The 18198-nt window shown below is 66.0% G+C and carries 18 protein-coding genes; 10 read left to right on the forward strand and 8 right to left on the reverse strand.

What is annotated here, in order from left to right; all coding sequences use genetic code 11:
* From FDW83_RS15715 to FDW83_RS15730, 4 genes are all read left to right on the forward strand, one after another.
* Window positions 1-127 (forward strand): L-serine ammonia-lyase, iron-sulfur-dependent, subunit alpha (locus tag FDW83_RS15715; RefSeq protein WP_138139023.1); only part of this gene is annotated, 127 nt, incomplete at its 5' end.
* Window positions 128-197: 70 nt separating this feature from the next.
* Entirely contained in the window at window positions 198-1331 is a 1134-nt protein-coding gene (locus FDW83_RS15720) for a peptidoglycan bridge formation glycyltransferase FemA/FemB family protein (protein WP_138139024.1), read from the forward strand.
* A gap of 122 nt (window positions 1332-1453) precedes the next feature.
* Window positions 1454-2770 carry a peptidoglycan bridge formation glycyltransferase FemA/FemB family protein gene (locus FDW83_RS15725; protein ID WP_138139025.1) on the forward strand — a complete coding sequence of 439 codons (1317 nt, stop codon included), beginning with the start codon at window positions 1454-1456 and terminating at the stop codon, window positions 2768-2770.
* A gap of 32 nt (window positions 2771-2802) precedes the next feature.
* Window positions 2803-4365 (forward strand): threonine/serine exporter ThrE family protein, encoded by a 1563-nt coding sequence (locus tag FDW83_RS15730; RefSeq protein WP_240721015.1) that lies wholly within the window; start codon window positions 2803-2805, stop codon window positions 4363-4365.
* 22 nt (window positions 4366-4387) lie between these two features.
* Here FDW83_RS15730 and FDW83_RS15735 read toward each other — a convergent pair whose 3' ends face one another.
* Together FDW83_RS15735 and FDW83_RS15740 are read right to left on the reverse strand one after the other, a co-directional pair.
* Window positions 4388-5227 carry a siderophore-interacting protein gene (locus tag FDW83_RS15735; RefSeq protein WP_138139026.1) on the reverse strand — a complete coding sequence of 280 codons (840 nt, stop codon included), beginning with the start codon at window positions 5225-5227 and terminating at the stop codon, window positions 4388-4390.
* A 14-nt stretch (window positions 5228-5241) separates the two neighbouring features.
* Complete coding sequence (locus tag FDW83_RS15740) at window positions 5242-6015, reverse strand: uracil-DNA glycosylase (RefSeq protein WP_240721016.1); 774 nt, start codon at window positions 6013-6015, stop codon at window positions 5242-5244.
* 141 nt (window positions 6016-6156) lie between these two features.
* On the opposite strand from FDW83_RS15740, the gene FDW83_RS15745 reads away from it, so the two are divergent.
* From FDW83_RS15745 to groL, 5 genes are all read left to right on the forward strand, one after another.
* Complete coding sequence (locus FDW83_RS15745) at window positions 6157-6498, forward strand: DUF3263 domain-containing protein (RefSeq protein ID WP_138139028.1); 342 nt, start codon at window positions 6157-6159, stop codon at window positions 6496-6498.
* A gap of 56 nt (window positions 6499-6554) precedes the next feature.
* Window positions 6555-7199, forward strand: a complete 645-nt coding sequence (locus FDW83_RS15750; protein WP_138139029.1) for a LytR C-terminal domain-containing protein — start codon at window positions 6555-6557, stop codon at window positions 7197-7199.
* Window positions 7200-7369: 170 nt separating this feature from the next.
* Window positions 7370-7576, forward strand: a complete 207-nt coding sequence (locus FDW83_RS15755) for a cold-shock protein (protein WP_138139030.1) — start codon at window positions 7370-7372, stop codon at window positions 7574-7576.
* Complete coding sequence (locus FDW83_RS15760; RefSeq protein ID WP_138139031.1) at window positions 7573-8844, forward strand: ABC transporter substrate-binding protein; 1272 nt, start codon at window positions 7573-7575, stop codon at window positions 8842-8844. The genes FDW83_RS15755 and FDW83_RS15760 overlap by 4 nt, the downstream gene beginning before the upstream one ends.
* 288 nt (window positions 8845-9132) lie before the next feature.
* Window positions 9133-10761, forward strand: a complete 1629-nt coding sequence (groL, locus tag FDW83_RS15765; RefSeq protein ID WP_138139032.1) for a chaperonin GroEL — start codon at window positions 9133-9135, stop codon at window positions 10759-10761.
* A gap of 90 nt (window positions 10762-10851) precedes the next feature.
* Here groL and FDW83_RS15770 read toward each other — a convergent pair whose 3' ends face one another.
* On the reverse strand, window positions 10852-12159 hold the full coding sequence (locus tag FDW83_RS15770) for an ABC transporter substrate-binding protein (protein WP_138139033.1): 1308 nt from the start codon (window positions 12157-12159) through the stop codon (window positions 10852-10854).
* A gap of 166 nt (window positions 12160-12325) precedes the next feature.
* On the opposite strand from FDW83_RS15770, the gene FDW83_RS15775 reads away from it, so the two are divergent.
* Entirely contained in the window at window positions 12326-13321 is a 996-nt protein-coding gene (locus FDW83_RS15775) for a ribonuclease HI family protein (RefSeq protein ID WP_138139034.1), read from the forward strand.
* A 51-nt stretch (window positions 13322-13372) separates the two neighbouring features.
* On the opposite strand, the gene FDW83_RS15780 is transcribed toward FDW83_RS15775, so the two are convergent.
* The 5 genes from FDW83_RS15780 to FDW83_RS15800 form a co-directional block, all read right to left on the reverse strand.
* The gene (locus FDW83_RS15780; RefSeq protein WP_138139035.1) at window positions 13373-13660 is read right to left on the reverse strand and encodes a WXG100 family type VII secretion target; all 288 of its coding nucleotides are present in this window, start codon (window positions 13658-13660) and stop codon (window positions 13373-13375) included.
* A gap of 107 nt (window positions 13661-13767) precedes the next feature.
* Complete coding sequence (locus FDW83_RS15785; RefSeq protein ID WP_205754687.1) at window positions 13768-15240, reverse strand: HAMP domain-containing sensor histidine kinase; 1473 nt, start codon at window positions 15238-15240, stop codon at window positions 13768-13770.
* Window positions 15241-15242: 2 nt separating this feature from the next.
* A complete protein-coding gene (locus FDW83_RS15790) occupies window positions 15243-15953 on the reverse strand; it encodes a response regulator transcription factor (RefSeq protein ID WP_138139036.1) in 711 nt (236 codons plus the stop codon).
* 82 nt (window positions 15954-16035) lie between these two features.
* Complete coding sequence (locus FDW83_RS15795) at window positions 16036-16488, reverse strand: DUF427 domain-containing protein (protein ID WP_370281340.1); 453 nt, start codon at window positions 16486-16488, stop codon at window positions 16036-16038.
* A 60-nt stretch (window positions 16489-16548) separates the two neighbouring features.
* Window positions 16549-18195: a DNA repair helicase XPB gene (locus tag FDW83_RS15800; RefSeq protein WP_138139038.1), complete on the reverse strand. Its 1647-nt coding sequence runs from the start codon at window positions 18193-18195 to the stop codon at window positions 16549-16551.
* Window positions 18196-18198 lie beyond the last annotated feature (3 nt).

Genomic DNA, 18198 nt, shown 5'->3' on the forward strand with positions numbered 1-18198 from the left:
TGACGGCACCCACCGCGTCTCGCTCGATGAAGTCATCATCACCATGCGCGAAACCGGCAAAGACATGAGCTCCAAATACAAGGAAACCGCCATGGGCGGCCTCGCCGTCAACGTTGTCGAATGCTGACCCCGCACCTCAGGTCGCCGAGTCAAGGCGGCAGGGCATGGAGGGTTACAGGCTTTAGACTTGAGGCTGCATGTCCGCACGCATCCACGAGTACCGAAACCGCGCATCAACCCGATTGGACACGGCCCCCTTGCGAGAATTCACCGCACGTTTTGCCACAGCCGAGGAAATTGAAAACTGGGACAAGCACGTCACGGCGAACCCGAACGGCGGCAACATGCTGCAGTCGGCCGCCTACGCGTCGGTGAAGAACGGCAGCGGCTGGAAGGTCCGCTTCCTGGTTCTCGAAAGCGGAGACACGGCGAGCTACAACCTGGTGCTGGAGAAGAAGTTTCCCGTACTCGGCAGGCTCTGGTACCTCATCAAGGGCCCTGACCTGGCTGCGCCTACAGAGCTGAAGGCCGCACTGGAAGCCTGCGCCGCTTTCGTCCGCAGCCGGAAGCTGAACGTCTTCACCATCAAGATCGAGCCGGACATGGTGGACTCCGCTGAGGCGCGGGCGGAGCTGGCCGGCGCCGGCCTGGTTAAGGCGCCCAATATCCAGTCCAACGATTCCACCGCCCTGCTGGACATCTCCGCACCGGAAGAGGCCGTTTTCAAAGCCATCTCCTCCCGCGCCCGCAACGCCATCCGCCGCGCTGAACGGGAAGGCTGCGAGGTAGTCCGCCTGGAACAGGGCCCGGACACCTACCGGGCGCTGTACGACCTCATGGCAGACACCGTCAAAGCCAAGGGCTCCATGCCGCTGCGCAGTTATGACTACTACGCCAGCTTCTGGGACGAGTTCTGCAACCGCGGGCAGGGCAACTTCTTTTTCACCTTTGAAGACGGCAAACCGAGCGTCGGCGCGTTCGTCATCAATTACGGCGCCAAGGCAACCTACAAGGACGGCGGATCCACCCAGAACCGCAAGCAGTACGGCGATTCGCACCTGGTGCAGTGGGCCGCCATCCGCCGGATGCAGGAACTTGGCTGCACCGAGTACGACTTCTGCGGTACTCCGCCGGCCGACCGCATCAAGGACAAGAGCCACAACCTGTACGGCATGGGCATGTTCAAAACCAGCTTCACCAAGACCGTCACGGACTTCGTGGGCTGCCACGACTACATCCTTTCGCCCCTCAGGCACAGCCTCTGGGTCAAAGGGGGTGAAAGGGTGTTCCGCCGGATCGAGACGGCAAGGACCGGACAGCAGTTCTACTGACCCGCCGGCATCGGCGGCACCGCCGCCCAGCGGGGTGCCGCACCGGCATGCCTCCCACCTGACACCCGTCCCGCCCGCGGCTGCACTGCCAGGCCCGGAACAACTCCCCAGAAGGAAGTCCCGTGAATCCAGTTTCCACCACCACAGACCTTGAGTTCGCGGTCATCAGCGACGCCGACTTCGAGGCGTTCGCGCTGAAGCACCCCCAGAACAGCTTCCTGCAGTCGGTCGATTTCGCCGGCTTCCAGCGCTCCCGCGGGCAGCAGGTGGAACTGTTCGGGGTCCGCCGGAACGGCGGACTCGTGGCGGCAGGAAAGCTGAACTACACCACAACCCGGCTGGGCTACACGGTGTGCGAATGCGCCAAGGGACCACTGATGGACTATGCGGACCCGGACCTGGTGCGTGCCGTCGTCGTACTCCTCCGCAAGCGGGCCGCCAAGCGCAAGGCAGCCGAGCTGCGCATCTCGCCGAACCTTAAGTACATCGCACGTGACGAGGATGGCGCCGAACACCCTGAGGTGGAGGACAACCGCGCCCTGGTGGCGCAGCTGGAAGGCCTGGGCTTCCGGCACCAGGGCCTGGACATGGATTTCGTCAACGTCAACTGGATGTTCATCAAGAGCCTGGAAGGCATCCAGGACGCTGAAGAGCTGATCATGAGCACGAGCTACCGCACCCGGAAGGCCATCCGCAAGGCGGAAAAGAACGGCGTGTTCCTCGAACAGGCCACGCTGGACACACTGGACGACTTCTATGGCGCGCTGAGCCTGGCAGGGGACGAAAAGGGGTTCGTCTACCGCGAGCGTGCCTACTACGAGCACCTGCTGCGCACCACGTCGCCGGAATTCACCAAGCTCATGATGGCCAAGATCGACATCCCGGCCTACCGCAAGTCCATCACCGAACGGCTCGAAGCAGAGTCCTCCACTGCCGCCGACCTTCGCCGCGAGGTGGAGGAGACCGGCAGCAAGAAGAAGGCCAACAGGCTCAAGGTGGTCCAGGACCTGGTGGACAGCTACGAGCGCAGCCTCAGGGACATTGAACGGTTCCCCGACTCGGTGGGCGTAGCCACGGTGGCCGCCATCCACTTCGTCTGCTACGGGGACGAGGTGGTGTGCGTTATCGGGGGGACCGTGCAGGACTACATCTACTTCAACGGCGCCACGTCGCTGTATTGGGGCATGATGCTCCACGCCCTGGAAAAGGGCTACCCGCGCTACAACTTCTATGGCACCTTCGGCATCTCCGGCCAGGACCAGGAAGGCCACGGCGGCTACGAGTTCAAGAAGGGCTTCGGGGGCGAAGTAGTGCAACTGGTGGGCGACTTCGTGATGCCCGTCCGGCCTGCAGTCTTCCACGCCAACCGGCTGGCCCGGGCGGCAGCAGCCGCGGCCCGCACAATTCTGGGCAAGCTGCCTTTTAAGCGCCCGTCGTAACCAGCCGCGGCCACTGCCCAGGGAAGGGAACCATGACTGACCAGCCGGAGCGCCCCGGAAGCAAGACGCCCCAAACAGGAATTCCCGGGACCGGAGGCCCCGGGAACCAACGCCCCGGGATCGGAGGGCCCAAGGCCCGGCAGCACCCCGAGGCCCTGCCCAAAACCGAGCCGCTGACGCCGGCCGAACTGCGCCAGAACGCCGCAGCCCGCAAGATGCTGCGCCGCCTGGTCCAGGGGGAAAACCCCCCGACGGCGCCGCTCAGCATCGTGGACAGGCTGGCCGGCAGCCCCTACGCAAATCCCACCATCCAGGTGGGCGGCGTGGATACATCGGCCAGGAAAACCCTGGACTTCGCGCTGCACCTGGCCGAGACAATGTTCCGCTACGGCGCCGGGGCGCTGGAAGTGGAAACCAGCATCATCGCTGTTACCGCCGCACTGGGGCTGAAGAACATCGAGGTGGACATCACCAACCAGTCGGTGGGAATCAATTACGCTCCCAAGGACCAGCCGCCCATCGCATTGCTGCGCGTGGTGCGCTCCTGGACCAACAACTATGCCGGCCTGGCCAAGGTGCACCAGCTGGTGACGGACATCGTGGCCGGGGGAGTGGGCCGCGACGAGGCCGTCCGCCGCCTGAACGAGGCCATCACCAGCCCCAAGCCGTATCCCCGGTGGATGGTCACGGCCGCCTTCGGTGTCTTCGCCGCGGCGTTCGTCGGTGTGCTGGGCGGCGGTCCGGTGTCCTCCGCGATCGCGTTCGTGGCCAACATTGGCGTCAGCCTGGTGTCCCGCCAGCTGGGCCGGTGGCGTGTCCCGGACTTCTTCATCACCGCCAGCAGTTCCTTCCTGGTGACCCAGCTGGCGCTGCTGCTGTGGCAGTTTGGCCTGACCAACTCGCCGGCGATCGTGGTGGTGGGCGGCATACTGTTGCTGCTGCCCACGGGACGGCTGGTCTCATCGGTGCAGGATGCCATCAACGGATTCCCGGTAACGGCGGCCGGACGGTTCCTGTCGACGCTGCTGACATTCGGCGCCATCGTGGCCGGCATCGCAGTGGCTTTCGTGGTGGGGGAGCTGACGGGGATGCAGCGGATCGACGTCACGCAGACCTTCCCGCCCGCCTACGACCTGTGGGTGCTGGTTATCCTTGTGGCGGTGGCCGTGATAGCCATCGGCGTCACGGAGCAGACCACGTGGCAGCTCCTGCTGCCCACAGCGGCTGTGGGCGTGGCAGGATACTTTGTCCTGCTGGGCGGCGGCCTGCTCGGAATCGGTGACCGGTTCTCGCCGGCGCTCGCCGCCGTCGTCATTGGCCTGCTTGCCCGTGTGGTGGCACTGCGGATGGGCGCGCCCCAGCTGGTGGTGGCCGTCCCGGCGGCGCTGATCCTGTTGCCGGGCCTCACCATCTTCCGGTCCATGTACGTACTGACCGTCGAGGAAGCGGAAATCCTGCTGGGCGCCGGAGGGATGCTCAGCGCCGGTGCGATCGTGCTGGGAACGGCAGGCGGCATCGTCCTCGGCGATACGCTCGCCCGGCCGCTGACCCGCGGGCTGGCCAGCAACGAGCGGCGCCGGGCGCGCCGCCGCTGAGCCGGCCGCAGCGCGGGTGGTCTTAGATCTGCCCGACCGGAAGCTTCTTTTCCGCCTGGAACACGTCCTCCACCCGGCCCTGTGCCCAGTAGCCGGACAGTGAAACCTGGTTGCGCTGCAGCCTGCGCTGCACAAAAAAGACGTCACGCAGCGCCTTCATGTACCCGCGCTCGCCGTGCGCGAAGACGTCCACTGTTCCGGCCGGCCACTCAGCCTCGGCCACCGCCGTGGGCAACCGGTCACTGGAACCTGCGGGGACGCCGTCGCGGAACAGCCAGGTGATCTTCACCCCGGCCGGAGCGGAAATCGGTTGGACGTCGGCTTGTGAGCCCACTTCCAGGAAGGCTTGGCCTGTGGCGTCGGCAGGCAACGATTCGATGCTTGCTGCGATGGCCGGCAGGGCCGCCTCGTCGCCGGCAAACAAGTACCAGTCAGCCTCCGGGTTGGGGTTGTAGGCGCCGCCAGGGCCGGTGAAAGTCAGCTGGTCGCCTGGCTGGGCCTTTGCCGCCCATGGCCCGGCAAGCCCCTGGTCACCGTGCACCACGAAGTCGATGGCCAGTTCCTGCGCCTGCTCATCGACCCGGCGCAGCGTGTAAGTGCGGGTGTAGGGCCACTGCTCGCGCGGCATGGTTTCCCGGATGTTCCACAGGTCCAGCGGCGAGGGGTACTCGATGCCGGGCTGCGGAAACACGATTTTCACGTAGCGGTCCACGAAGCCGTTGTTGACGAAGTCCTTGAAACCCTCGCCGCCGGCAACGATGCGGACCATGTGGGGGCTCAGCTGCTCCCGACGGAGCACCTCCAGGTTGATTTGGGGGCGGCTCTTCTTGGTGGCGCTGGTGGCAGCAGGAACAATGCTCATAAGGCAAGCCTAAGCTAAGGAGCGGGAGGCAGTTCCCAGGTTACGCCCGGGGAACCCTGCTCGCCCAGGAGCTGGTTGACCCGGCTGAAGGGCCGGGAGCCGAAGAAGCCGCGGGACGCGGACAAGGGGCTCGGGTGGGCGCTGGACACTACCGGCGTGGCGGGGCCCAGGAGCGGGCGGACGGTTTCGGCATCCTTGCCCCACAGCAGCGCCACCAGCGGCATGGGCGACCCGTCCGCGGACCGCCGGTTGGCGAGGGCGGTGACGGCCGCCGTCGTGATCTTCTCCCAGCCCTTGCCCCGGTGGGAACCTGCTGAACCGGCGCGGACGGACATCACGCGGTTCAGCAGCAGGACTCCCTGCTCCGCCCAGGCGGAAAGGTCGCCGTGGACGCGTGCCGGGATACCGAGGTCGGCTTCCAGCTCGCGGTAGATGTTGGCCAGGCTCCGGGGGATGGGCCGCGTCAGCCTGTCCACGGAAAAGGAAAGGCCCACGGCGTGTCCCGGCGTGGGGTAGGGGTCCTGGCCGACGAGCAGCACCTTGACGCCGGCAAGGGGCTGGCGGAAGGCGCGCAGGACGTTCGACGGCGGCGGCAGGACCTGGTGCCCGGCGGCCTCCTCCCGGGCCAGGAACGCAAGGACGCTGCGGAGTTCGCTCCCCACCCCCGCCAGTGCCTCCGCCCAGTCCGGAGCGACGAGCTCCGCCAGCGGCTGCCGCGCCAGGTCGGCGAAACTGCCCGTGGCGGCGGGGTCCTGCTCCAGTTCGAACAACGCGTCTGATTCAAGCACCGTCCCATTCTCGCAGGGGCCCGCGGCTTCCGCAGGGCGGCCGCGCAGGGAGAGCAGGGGAAAGGCAGCCCAAATGACAACGCTGTTATTCGTCCGTAGCATGGGGTAAGACATTTCCCGTACCCAGCAAAGGAGTGAGCCGTGGCGGAACCGGCTCGGGAACACATGCCCGAACAGCTGCCGGAGCAAAACCCACGCAACTTCCTGCTTGCGGGCTTCACCCCGAGGGACTCCCCGCTCAGCGAACGCGAGCAGCAGATGCTCGCCCTCGAACGGCAGTGGTGGAAGTATGCCGGGGCCAAGGAACAGGCCATCCGTGAGCTTTTCGATCTCTCGGCCACACATTACTACCAGCTGCTCAACGCACTGATTGACCGCGAGGATGCGCTGGCCCACGACCCCATGCTGGTGAAGAGACTGCGTAGACTACGTACGTCCCGCCACCGTGCGCGGACTGCACGGCGCCTGGGGTCCGACGCCTAAAAAGTTTCGTGCCCAGGGCACCACGCCTCCCCAGCCATCCCACAAGGACGTCATCCATGACCAAATACGCCCGCGATGAATTCGACAGGGTCCCCGAGACCCCGTCGCGACAAGGTGTCCACCGCACGGCATCCGCGCCGTCACGTGTACGGCTCTGGCCCATCCTCGCTGTTGGCGTAGCCGCCCTGGCCATCGGGCTGGTGTCCTTCCTGATCCTTCCCAAGCTCGGATTCAGCGGCGCAAATGTCCAGGCCTCAATGAGCCAGGAGGCCGCTCCGCTGGCCACTACAGGCACCACGCCGCCGGCCAGCCCGGAGAGCTCCATGCTGGCCACGGAGAAAGCCACACCGTCCGCTTCCACTGAACTTGCCCCCGCAGCGGAGGCCGAGCCTCGGCCAACCGCGTCCGGGGCACCCCAGGTCTTCCTGGACAAGACGCAGCCTGTGGCCGTGTACAACGGCGCCGGAACGGCCGGGCTGGCAAGCCGCGTCGGCGGCTCTGTGCAGGCCGATGGCTGGATCCTGGGACAGGTGGGCAACTGGGCCGGCGCTCCGGTGCAGGGTTCGGTGATCTTCTATGCGGGTGCCAGCCAGCTTGCCAACGCCCAGGCCCTGGCGCAGTTGCTGGGTATTCCCACCGTGGTCAGCAGCACCGAATTCCAGGTTCCCCTGGTTGTGGTGCTCGGCCCGGGATACCGGTAGCTCCCGGCAAAACGGCGCCGGTTACGCGTCAATAACTATTGCCGCTCTGCGCTTCGGGCATCCTGCCGCGCCGCACCGGCATTGGCTAGAGTGAATTCAGCTTCGCACCGGCGCCAGGCATCCGGCACCGGCGCAGAGTTCCCCGGGTTCTACGGAAAGAGTTGGTCAGCATGGCAGTGGGAACCGTGAAATGGTTCAACGCGGAAAAGGGTTACGGCTTCATCACCGTGGACGGATCCGGGGACGATGTCTTTGTCCACTGGTCCGCCATCCAGGGTGAGGGCTACCGGGCCCTTGACGAGGGCCAGCGCGTGCAGTTGGAAGTCGGCGAGGGCGAAAAAGGCCCCCAGGCCGAAAGCGTCCGGCCGGCCGAGTGAAGCATTTGCAGGTACCCGCTGTCCGTATCCGTCCGGCATTCTCCCTTTCAGCCTGCGCGCTCCTGGCCGCCACAGCCTGTTCCGGAGTCACCGGCAACGCGCGTGTGGAAGCGGTTGAGGCCGCAGGCGACGGCATCCTGCGGGTGGGGCTGGTCCTGGACAATACCGGTGACAGCAGCTTCCTCAACGGTCCGCAGCTGGCCGCCGCCAGGCTCGCCGTCAAGGAAATCAACGAGTCGGGCGGGCACAAGGGCAGGCCGGTGGAACTGCTGCCGGTCGAGACGGACCTGGACGCCGCAGCCCAGGCGCATGCCCTTGTTGCGGCCAAGGCTGACGTGGTGATCGGGCCCACCGACTCCAGCAATGCCGAAGCCACCATCGATGTCCTGTCCCGTGCCCGCACACCCCTCATCTCGCCGGCAAACACCGCCGCGGGCCTCTCTGCCGTCGATTCCGGCGGCTATTACTTCCGGACTGCAGCAGCGGACGTGGCCCAGGCGCCCGTGCTGGCCAAGCTGGCCGAGGACGCAGGTGCCGCCACCATCTCTCTGCTCTACCAGGAAGGCGCCTACGGAAAAGACGTGGCGGCGGCTGTCGCCGATTCGGCGGAGCAGGCCGGGCTGGACGTTGCCCTCAACGAGGGGTTCAAGGCGGGCGAGGCCGGTCCAGCCGCCTCGGCCGCAGGCCAGGCCGCATCCGACGCAGTCATCCTCGTGGCCCGCGGCGGTGCCCAGGAGGCACTGGCAGAACTTGCCGACGCAGGCGTGGCCGGATCCCGGATCATCGTCAGCGACGGAGCCTTTGCCCGCTACGGGTCCAAGCTCAGTGCCAAGGCATTGGATGGAACCCGCGCGGTCGTCCAGGGCCAGCTTCCGTCCGCGGGCTTCCAGGACCGGCTCCTCGCGGTGGATGGCACTTTGAAGGATGTCTCCTTCGCAGCTGAGACCTTCGACGCCGTTACAGTTGCAGCGCTGGCCGCAGCCCAGGCCGAAGACGACGCCGGCCGCTCCATCGCCGCCCACCTGATCAGTGTTTCCGGCGGCAGCACCGGACCATCCGCCGATTCATCCGCTGCGGACGCCTGCACGTCCTATAAGGGATGCGTCACCGGCGGGGCTTCAAGGATCAATTACGACGGCGAGTCAGGCCCGATTGCCTTCGACACCAACGGAGACATCACCACCGCGAATTACATGGTCTTCGCGTATGGGCCGGACAACCTTCCGGTGCCCAGTGGCCGCGAGACGGCCGGCCGCACCGGCAGCTGATCGCCCTCGGCGAAGACGGCCCCGCGCGGGCTTTTTCGGAGCCCTTTCGCTTGCACTCTCACGTGGGGAGTGCTAATTATTGACTTAGCACTCTGACGTACCGACTGCTAAAGCAAAGCCTGCTTCCGGCAGGCGGCGCGGCGCACCGGTCGAGGAGCGAAGAAACACCTAACTGGAGTGAGATCCGTACCCGGAGGCATACAGAGGCCGCCGGCCAAGGATCGTCCGTCGCGGGCACTGCAGCGAAGGTTCATTCTTAACGACTGTCCCGAAAGGACTACTGCCGTTATGGCCAAGATCATTGCATTTGATGAAGAGGCACGCCGCGGCCTTGAGCGGGGCCTGAACACCCTCGCCGACGCCGTTAAGGTCACCCTCGGCCCGCGTGGACGCAACGTCGTCCTCGAGAAGAAGTGGGGCGCTCCCACGATCACCAACGATGGTGTTTCCATCGCCAAGGAGATCGAGCTGGACGATCCCTACGAGAAGATCGGCGCCGAGCTGGTCAAGGAAGTCGCCAAAAAGACCGACGACGTCGCAGGCGACGGCACCACCACCGCCACCGTGCTGGCACAGGCCCTGGTTAAGGAAGGCCTGCGCAACGTTGCTGCCGGTGCTGACCCGCTCTCCCTCAAGCGCGGCATCGAAAAGGCTGTTGACGCCGTCACCGCCGAGCTGCTGAACTCCGCCAAGGAGATCGAAACCAAGGAAGAGATCGCCGCCACCGCGTCCATCTCCGCCGGCGACGACGAGATCGGTGCGCTGATTGCCGAAGCCCTGGACAAGGTGGGCAAGGAAGGCGTCATCACGGTCGAGGAGTCCAACACCTTCGGCCTGGAGCTCGAGCTCACCGAAGGCATGCGCTTCGACAAGGGCTACATCTCCGCCTACTTCGTCACCGACGCAGAGCGGCAGGAGACGGTCCTTGAGGATCCGTACATCCTGATCGTCAACTCCAAGATCTCCAACGTCAAGGAACTGGTTGCAGTCCTCGAGAAGGTCATGCAGTCCAACAAGCCGCTGCTGATCATCGCCGAGGACATCGAGGGCGAGGCCCTGGCCACCCTGATCGTCAACAAGATCCGCGGCACCTTCAAGTCCGTCGCCGTCAAGGCTCCGGGATTCGGCGACCGCCGCAAGGCACAGCTCGCCGACATCGCCGTCCTCACCGGCGGCCAGGTCATCTCCGAGGAAGTCGGCCTGAAGCTGGAAAACGCCGGCCTGGAACTCCTGGGCAAGGCCCGCAAGGTTGTTGTCACCAAGGACGAGACCACCATCGTCGAGGGTGCAGGCGACGCCGACCAGATCGCCGGCCGCGTTTCCCAGATCCGCGCCGAGATCGAGAACTCCGACTCCGACTACGACCGCGAGAAGCTGCAGGAGCGCCTGGCCAAGCTGGCCGGCGGTGTCGCAGTCATCAAGGCCGGTGCCGCAACCGAGGTTGAACTCAAGGAGCGCAAGCACCGCATCGAGGACGCAGTCCGCAACGCGAAGGCTGCCGTTGAAGAAGGCATCGTCGCCGGCGGCGGCGTGGCCCTGATTCAGGCCGGTGCCAAGGCATTCGCCAACCTGCAGCTTTCCGGCGACGAAGCAACCGGCGCCAACATCGTCCGCGTTGCCATCGACGCCCCGCTGAAGCAGATCGCCTTCAACGCCGGCCTCGAGCCCGGCGTCGTGGTGGACAAGGTCCGCGGCCTGCCCGCAGGCCACGGCCTGAACGCCGCAACCGGCGAATACACCGACCTGCTGGCTGCCGGCGTAAATGACCCCGTCAAGGTGACCCGCTCTGCCCTGCAGAACGCGGCCTCCATTGCCGGCCTGTTCCTCACCACCGAGGCTGTTGTGGCCGACAAGCCGGAAAAGACGCCGGCTCCGGTCGGCGGCGGCGACGACATGGGCGGCATGGGCGGCTTCTAAGCTTCCCCGCCGGGTTATGTCCCACTAACCACAAACAGCTGCGGCCCCTCTTCGGAGGAGGCCGCAGCTGTTTGTGGTTATAGCGAGTGGCTACTTGGCGCTTGAAATCATGCCCTCGACTTCCTTCTTGAACGCCTCGGCTGCCGCCTGCGTGGTGAGGCGGTCGTACAGCACCTCGTCCGTGTAGCGCTTGATCACGTTCTGGACGCTGCCGGCGCCCACGGGCGGAACCGGCGGGGCTTCCTGCATCTCAGGGGCGATGTCCCTGAGGAACGACACCACAGTGGTGTCGGCCGGCTTCAGGGCCGGGGTGATGCTTTCGACGATTTCCGAGTTGGTGGGGACCCCGCGGTCCGTCATCATAATTTGCCCTGCTTTCGGGCTGTTGGTCAGGTAGTTGATGAAGGTGGCCGCTTCCTCCGGGTGCTTCGAACGCGATGAAGCAGACCAGAACATGGTGGGCTTGTAGTACATGCCGTTCTTGGCGGCCGACCCGTCGACGCTGGGGGCGCGGAGCATCTTGATGCTGCTGCCAGTGGTGGCTTCAAGGGAACCGAGCTGGTTGGTCCACCACCAGGCCATACCCACCTTGTTGGTGCCGAAGAGGCTCTCTTCCAGGCCGGCGCCGGCGTCCTCCGTGGCCACCGTTGCCGGCGGACTTGCCTTGGAATCACGCTGTTCCTTCAGCCGCTCCCAGAACGACGCGGCGGTTGCGGAGTCGAAGTCCAGCTTGCCGTCCCCTGAGTAAAGGTTCTCCCCGTGCTGCCGCAGCCAGATGATCAGGTCGGCTTCGTTGCTGCCGTAGGCGGCGCCGTAGCTGGTTCCGTTGCCGGAAGCGCTGATCTTTGAGGCCGTTTCCATGAAGTCGTCCCAGGTCCAGGTGGTGTCATCCGGAAGAGGCACGTTCGCCGCCTCGAAGACCTTGGTATTGGCCATGATGACGTAGGCGTTCTGCCCCGTGCTCAGGCCGTACTGGGCGCCGTCGTACTGGCCGGACGCCAGGGATTCCTTGTCCAGCTTGGAGGTATCAATCCCGTCCTGCTTTCCGAGGTCCAGGAGCGCACCGCGTCCGCCGTACTCGGCGATGTACTTCTGGTCCATCTGGATAACGTCCGGAGCGTCATTGGCTGCGGTCTTGGTGGCCAGCTTGTCCCAGTAGCTGGCCCACTCACCGGGCTCCGACTCGATGTTGATGTTGGGGTGTTCGGCCTCGAACGCAGCGATAACCTTTTCCGTCTGCGCATTCAGGTATTCGTTGCCCCACCAGGCGAACCGGAGGGTGACCTGCCCGTTTCTGCCGGAGCCGCCCGGGGCGCCGCAACCGGTAGCAAGGATGGAGAGGGCCAAGGCCGCCGCGCCGAGCTGGAACTTCCGCCGGGTGACAGTGCGAATCGCCATTGATGTGCCTTCCTGGTGCAGCTTCCTGTCCCGCACCTTTACGCGACAAGAAAACGCTTTCTCGTGTGGTACTTGCGATTGTTTCCCGAGCGGCCCATTAGCGTCAAGGATTTTCGGTAACCGTTTTCCCGCAGATATTGCCGCCAGGGTCTGGCAGGATGGACCGGTGACAATTACTGCGGCGGCTGACGGTTCAGCCTTGGGAAATCCCGGTCCGGCAGGCTGGGCCTGGTACGTGAATGAGGATTGCTGGCGTGCGGGCGGATGGCCTCATGGCACGAACAACCAGGGTGAGCTGATGGCGGTGCTGGACCTGTTGCGGGCAACCGCCCACCTTCCGGATGAAGACCTGCGCATCCTGTGCGACAGCCAGTACGTCATCAACTCAATCACCAAGTGGATGCCGGGCTGGAAGCGCAAGGGCTGGCGGAAGGCTGACGGAAAGCCGGTCTTGAATGTTGAGCTGCTGAAGGAACTGGACCGGGAACTGGTTGGCCGGAAGTGTGTTTTCGAGTGGGTCAAAGGGCATGCGGGCCACGACCTGAATGAAGCGGCCGATGAGCGTGCCCGCGCGGCGGCCACCGCCTACCAGCAAGGCGTTGCAGCGCGGTCCGGGCCGGGGTTCCCTGGTGCCCACCCCCTTGTTCCGGCCCGTGGAAGAGCCGAAGCTGCCGTGCAGACCCCGCGGGCTGCACAAACATCGGGAGCAGCGGAAGCGCAGCGGTCACCCGCCGGTACAGCCGGTAGCTTGGACGAGCCGGACCTCTTCAGCCAGTTGGACAGTGACGCCTTCAACGTTGCGGACGCCAAGCGACAGGCCCCGGCGCCCGAAGCCCTCGTGGAGGAACTGGAACGCGAGCTGCTGGGACCGCTGGTGCGCGGCGACATCGGGCGGACCGCCGTCCTGCTGCACCCGGACTTCATGGAAATCGGCAGTTCGGGCCGGGTCTGGACCCGGGATGCCATGATGATGGCCCTCGAAGAGGATCCGGGGGAAAGGACCGACATCGAAATCCTGGGGGCGGACCGCATCGGAACCGGTGCCGTCCTCCTGACCTACCGCAGTTTCACACGCTCGGGGACGGTCCTCCGTAGTTCACTGTGGGTCCTGGACGGTGACCGGTGGCGGCTCCGTTTCCACCAGGGCACCCCGGAGGCTTAGGGTCCCATCCCGGCGCTCGGAGCCGCAGTGCGGGGCGGTGCCTGGTGCCGCTCAGCTGAAGCGCTGGGTGTTTCCCAGCTCTGCCTGGGCATAGGTGGCCGCGGCGGACGCCAGCGCCGCGTTGATGGAAGCCAGCGACGCCTCCACCCTGCCCTGGGTCAGGGTCCACTCCGCAATCAGCGCCTGGAAATTTGCGGCTGCGGAACCACGCCACGTGCCCTGCAGTTCGTCCAGGCCATGCTTCATTGCCTGGACGTCAGCGCTGATCCGGTCCATGGTGGCCTGGACGTTGGCGGACTTCAGCTGCAGCAGTTCGGTATCAACTGAAATAATGCTCATGGCTGCGCCCTTTCCCTGTGGTGGGCGGAACACCCGCCCTGCCCGGCTGTTCCGGGCTGCTGCAATGAGCCTATGCGGGGTCCTGCCGCCGTGTGCGGGCTCAAGCGCTATATGTGGATAACCTCGCCGCCGCTGCCCTGTGCGTCGGGCTGCAGGGGATTCCCGTCCCGGTAAGGCAGGCTGACCACCAGCGTGGCGCCGCCGCCGTCGGTGTTTTCCACCCTGACCGAGCCTCCGTGCGAGCCAACGATCGCGGCCACAATAGCCAGCCCCAGCCCGCTGCCGCCGGTTTCGCGCGTGCGGGACGTATCAGCGCGGTAAAAGCGTTCGAAAACCCTGGACGCGTCTTCGCTGGAGATGCCGGGTCCGTGGTCCCGCACCTCGATGATGGAGCGTGCCTGGCCGTCCGCCATCCTTACTCCAACGGCCAGCTCGACGGGGCTGCCCGGCGGGGTGTAGCGCAAAGCATTGCCGACGAGGTTTCCCACCACCTGGCGGAGTTTTGCCTCGTCGCCGAGCACCGGTGCAGGCGCGGCCGGGCCGCCGTCCAGCCCGGTAAGCGAGATGACGCGGGAGCGGTCGCTGGCCTGGGTATCCACCACGGCGTCGTGGGCGAGTACCTGCAGGTCAACGGGCTTCTGCTGAAGCGGCCGCTGCTCATCCAGCCGGGCGAGCAGGAGCAGGTCCTCCACCATGGACCCCATGCGCTTCGCTTCGCTCTCGATCCTGCCCATGGCGGTGCCAACGTCCTCGTCCGTGGTCAGCGCGCCGTGGCGGTACAGTTCGGAAAAGCCGCGGATGGTCACCAGGGGGGTCCGCAGCTCGTGGGACGCGTCGGCGGCGAACCGGCGCATCCTGGCCTCGGAGGCAGTGCGTGCTGCGAAGGCGGTTTCAATGTGAGCGAGCATGGCATTCAGCGAGCTGCTGAGCCGGCCAAGTTCGGTGGCGGGGTTCTCCACGTCGACGCGGCGGGACAGGTCGCCGGCAGCGATGGCAGCTGCCGTCTTTTCCACCCTGGCAAGCGGGCGGAAGGACCGGGACACCGTCCAGCTGGCGATCAGGGACGCCAACAGCAGGGTGAGCAGGCCGACCCCGATCACCACGAGCGTCGCATGCTTCAGGACGTCATCCACGCTCCTCAAAGGCAGGCCGATCACCACCACGGCGCCGCCCTGGTTGGTCTGTACGGGAACCGCGACTACCCGCCAGTTCTCGCCATCCGTGCCCCGGACCTGGTAGGGAACGACGCCCCGCCCCTGCGCCTCAACTAGGCTGATCGACTCGATGTCAGGGTGGATCTCCGGGTCACCGCCGAAGGGTTGCGGGTCCTCGCCCGGTACAAAGAGGACCAGGGAGTAGTCGGTGGGCACTGCCGGGTTGGGGGTCAGCGGGGTGAACGAGCCCTGCTTCCGGGCCAGCCCGACAGCGGCGTTCAGCTTCTCGTCCACCTGGCCCTGGAGGTAGCTGTGCAGCAGGGTCAGCGTGCCGGCCCCGGTTACGGTCAGCGCGACCATCAGCAGGGCCATAATCATGGCCACCAGCTGTGTCCTCAGGGAGGACGATTTCCACCGTTCGAGCAAGGTCAGCGCTTTTCTGCCGTCCGGAGCACGTAGCCCACGCCGCGCTTGGTCTGGATCAGCGCCGGGGCATCGGGATCGATGTCCACTTTCCGGCGCAGGTAGGAGATGTAGGACTCAACGATGGACGCGTCGCCGTTGAAGTCGTACTCCCAGACGTGGTCCAGGATCTGCGACTTGGACAGCACCCGGTTGGGGTTGAGCATGAGGTAGCGGAGGAGTTTGAACTCGGTGGGGGAGAGCTCGATGACTATGCCGCCGCGGCGCACCTCGTGGGCGTCGTCGTCGAGCTCGAGGTCGCCGACGCGGATGACGGCATCGTCATCGAGCAGCGGCTGGGTGCGGCGCAGGACCGCCCGGATCCGGGCCACCACCTCGTCGAGGCTGAACGGCTTGGTGACGTAGTCGTCCCCGCCCACGGTCAGGCCTGTGACCTTGTCCTCGGTGTCATCCTTGGCAGTCAGGAAGAGGACCGGGAAGTGCTTGCCGGACGCACGCAGGCGGCGGGTGACAGTGAACCCATCCATGTCCGGGAGCATCACGTCCAGCACGGCCAGGTCGGGAGCGTGGGTGTCCGCAGCGGCTAACGCATCCCGCCCGTTCGCGGCGGAGACTACCTCGAAGCCGGCAAACCGCAGCGAGGTGGACAGCAGCTCGCGGATGTTGGGTTCGTCGTCGACGACAAGGAGCTTCGCTTCAGGGCCGTTTTTATTCATGCTCCCATCATGCTCCCAGTCACTGGGAGTTGTCTGGATGTTCCATGGGAGAAGCACCAAGGCGCGGGCACCCGGCGGAGCTTCACCAGCCGGTGGTTCCGGGTCCTCCCTTGAACGGTCCCACTACACGGCTGGTAATCCAGCCGCCGTAAAAGTTGCCGGGCTGGGGGAGTACCTGCTCACCGTCGACTTCGCAGCGGTCCATCCTGCCGGGGTAGACGGCGACGCGGTCAGCCAGGGCCTCAAAGCCTGCGGCCGGAACCGGGTAGAACCAGGCGGCCCGTTCCGCGGCCACGCCGCCGCCCCGTACCGTGAGGTAGCGCGCGGCGCCCTTGAACTCGCAGAAGCTGTTCCCCTGCGACGGCTCCAGTGCCCCGGGCTTAAACGCCCGCCGGGGCAGGTAATAGACAGGCGGATGGCTCGTCTCCAGGACGCGGAGGGAATCCGTGGTATCAGCGATCAGCTCGCCGCCCAGGAAGATCCGGATGCGTTCACTGCCCGGCTCAACCCGTGGCGGGCGCGGGTAGTCCCACACCGACTCCTGGCCGGGTCCGGGTGCCTCGCGGACCGGCCGCTTAGACAGTCCCAGGATGCCCTACTCGGCTGTCTGCACATCTGTGGCGTCCATGATCCGGTAAGCGTACCCCTGCTCGGCGAGGAACCGCTGGCGCTTGGCGGCAAAATCCTGGTCCAGCGTGTCCCTGGCCACCAGGGCATAGAAGCGGGCCGCACGGCCATCCTTCTTGGGGCGCAAAAGCCTGCCCAGCCGCTGCGCCTCCTCCTGCCGCGATCCGAAGGAACCGGACACCTGGATGGCAACGGAAGCCTCCGGCAGGTCGATGGAGAAGTTGGCCACCTTGGACACCACCAGGGTCTGGACTTCGCCCGCCCGGAAGGCATTGAACAGCTTCTGCCGCACCTTCACCGACGTGTCGCCCTTGATGACGGGCGCATCCAGGCGCTCGCCGAGGTCGTCCAGCTGGTCGATGTACTGGCCGATCACCAGAAGCTGTTCGCCGGCGTGCCGGGCCACGAGCTGCTCCACCACCTGCGTCTTTGACTCCGAGGTCGAGCAAAGGCGGTACTTGTCCGCGTCGTCGGCCATCGCATACGCCACCCGCTCGTCCCTGGGCAGGTCCACCCGGACCTCCACGCAGTCGGCGGGGGCGATGTAGCCCTGCGCTTCGATGTCCTTCCACGGCGCGTCGTACCGCTTGGGTCCGATCAGGCTGAACACCTCGCCTTCCCGGCCGTCCTCACGGACCAGGGTGGCAGTCAGCCCCAGCCGGCGGCGCGCCTGCAGGTCGGCCGTCATGCGGAAAATCGGGGCGGGAAGGAGGTGCACCTCGTCGTAGATGATGAGGCCCCAGTCGTGGCCGTCCACCAGTTCCAGGTGCGGGTACAGTCCGCCGCGTTTGGTGGTGAGGACCTGGTAGGTGGCGATGGTGACCGGCCGGACCTCCTTGACGGAGCCGGAGTACTCGCCCACCTCGTCCTCGGTGAGGGACGTCCGCCGGAGCAGTTCGTCCTTCCACTGCCGGGCGGCCACGGTATTGGTGACCAGGATCAGCGTGGTGGTGGAACCCGTGGCCATGGCCGCCGCCCCCACCAGCGTCTTGCCGGCGCCGCAGGGAAGCACCACCACGCCGCTGCCGCCGGCCCAGAAGTTTTCGCTGGCCAGGCGCTGGTACGGCCGCAGCTGCCAGCCGTCCTCGTTCAGCGTGATCAGGTGCGGGGTGCCGTCCACGTAGCCGGCCAGGTCCTCGGCCGGCCAGCCGATCTTGAGCAGCTGCTGTTTGAGCTGGCCGCGCTGGGACGCGTGCACCACCACGGTTTCGCCGTCGATCCGGGGGCCCAGCAGCGGCTGGATCTTCTTGGCCCGGATCACTTCCTCCAGTATGGGGTAGTCGTCCGTGCGCATGACCAGCCCGTGTTGCGGGTCCTTTTCCAGGCGGAGCCGGCCGTACCGGGACATCGTCTCCTCGATGTCGATCAGCAGCGAATGGGGCACCGGGAAGCGAGAGTACTTCAGCAGGGTGTCCAGGACCTTTTCCGCGTCGAGTCCCGCCGCCCTGGCGTTCCATAGGCCCAGCGGCGTCAACCGGTAGCTGTGCATATGCTCGGGCGCCCGCTCCAGCTCCGCGAACGGCGCGATGGCGTGCCGGGCTTCCGTGGCCAGCTCGTGGTCCACCTCGAGGAGGATGGTCTTATCGCTTTGGACAATCAGGGGTCCGTCGTTCACGCG

Origin of the sequence: Pseudarthrobacter sp. NamE2, from assembly GCF_005796205.1 — a bacterium.
Classification (GTDB): Bacteria; Actinomycetota; Actinomycetes; order Actinomycetales; family Micrococcaceae; genus Arthrobacter.

What these genes read in the sequence shown, in the direction of transcription:
- FDW83_RS15720 (WP_138139024.1), top strand. Translation starts at nt 198, where the DNA reads ATGTCCGCACGCATCCACGAGTACCGAAACCGCGCATCAACCCGATTG.
- FDW83_RS15730 (WP_240721015.1), top strand. Translation starts at nt 2,803, where the DNA reads ATGACTGACCAGCCGGAGCGCCCCGGAAGCAAGACGCCCCAAACAGGA.
- FDW83_RS15735 (WP_138139026.1), bottom strand. Translation starts at nt 5,227, where the DNA reads ATGAGCATTGTTCCTGCTGCCACCAGCGCCACCAAGAAGAGCCGCCCC.
- FDW83_RS15750 (WP_138139029.1), top strand. Translation starts at nt 6,555, where the DNA reads ATGACCAAATACGCCCGCGATGAATTCGACAGGGTCCCCGAGACCCCG.
- FDW83_RS15755 (WP_138139030.1), top strand. Translation starts at nt 7,370, where the DNA reads ATGGCAGTGGGAACCGTGAAATGGTTCAACGCGGAAAAGGGTTACGGC.
- groL (WP_138139032.1), top strand. Translation starts at nt 9,133, where the DNA reads ATGGCCAAGATCATTGCATTTGATGAAGAGGCACGCCGCGGCCTTGAG.
- FDW83_RS15770 (WP_138139033.1), bottom strand. Translation starts at nt 12,159, where the DNA reads ATGGCGATTCGCACTGTCACCCGGCGGAAGTTCCAGCTCGGCGCGGCG.
- FDW83_RS15780 (WP_138139035.1), bottom strand. Translation starts at nt 13,660, where the DNA reads ATGAGCATTATTTCAGTTGATACCGAACTGCTGCAGCTGAAGTCCGCC.
- FDW83_RS15790 (WP_138139036.1), bottom strand. Translation starts at nt 15,953, where the DNA reads ATGAATAAAAACGGCCCTGAAGCGAAGCTCCTTGTCGTCGACGACGAA.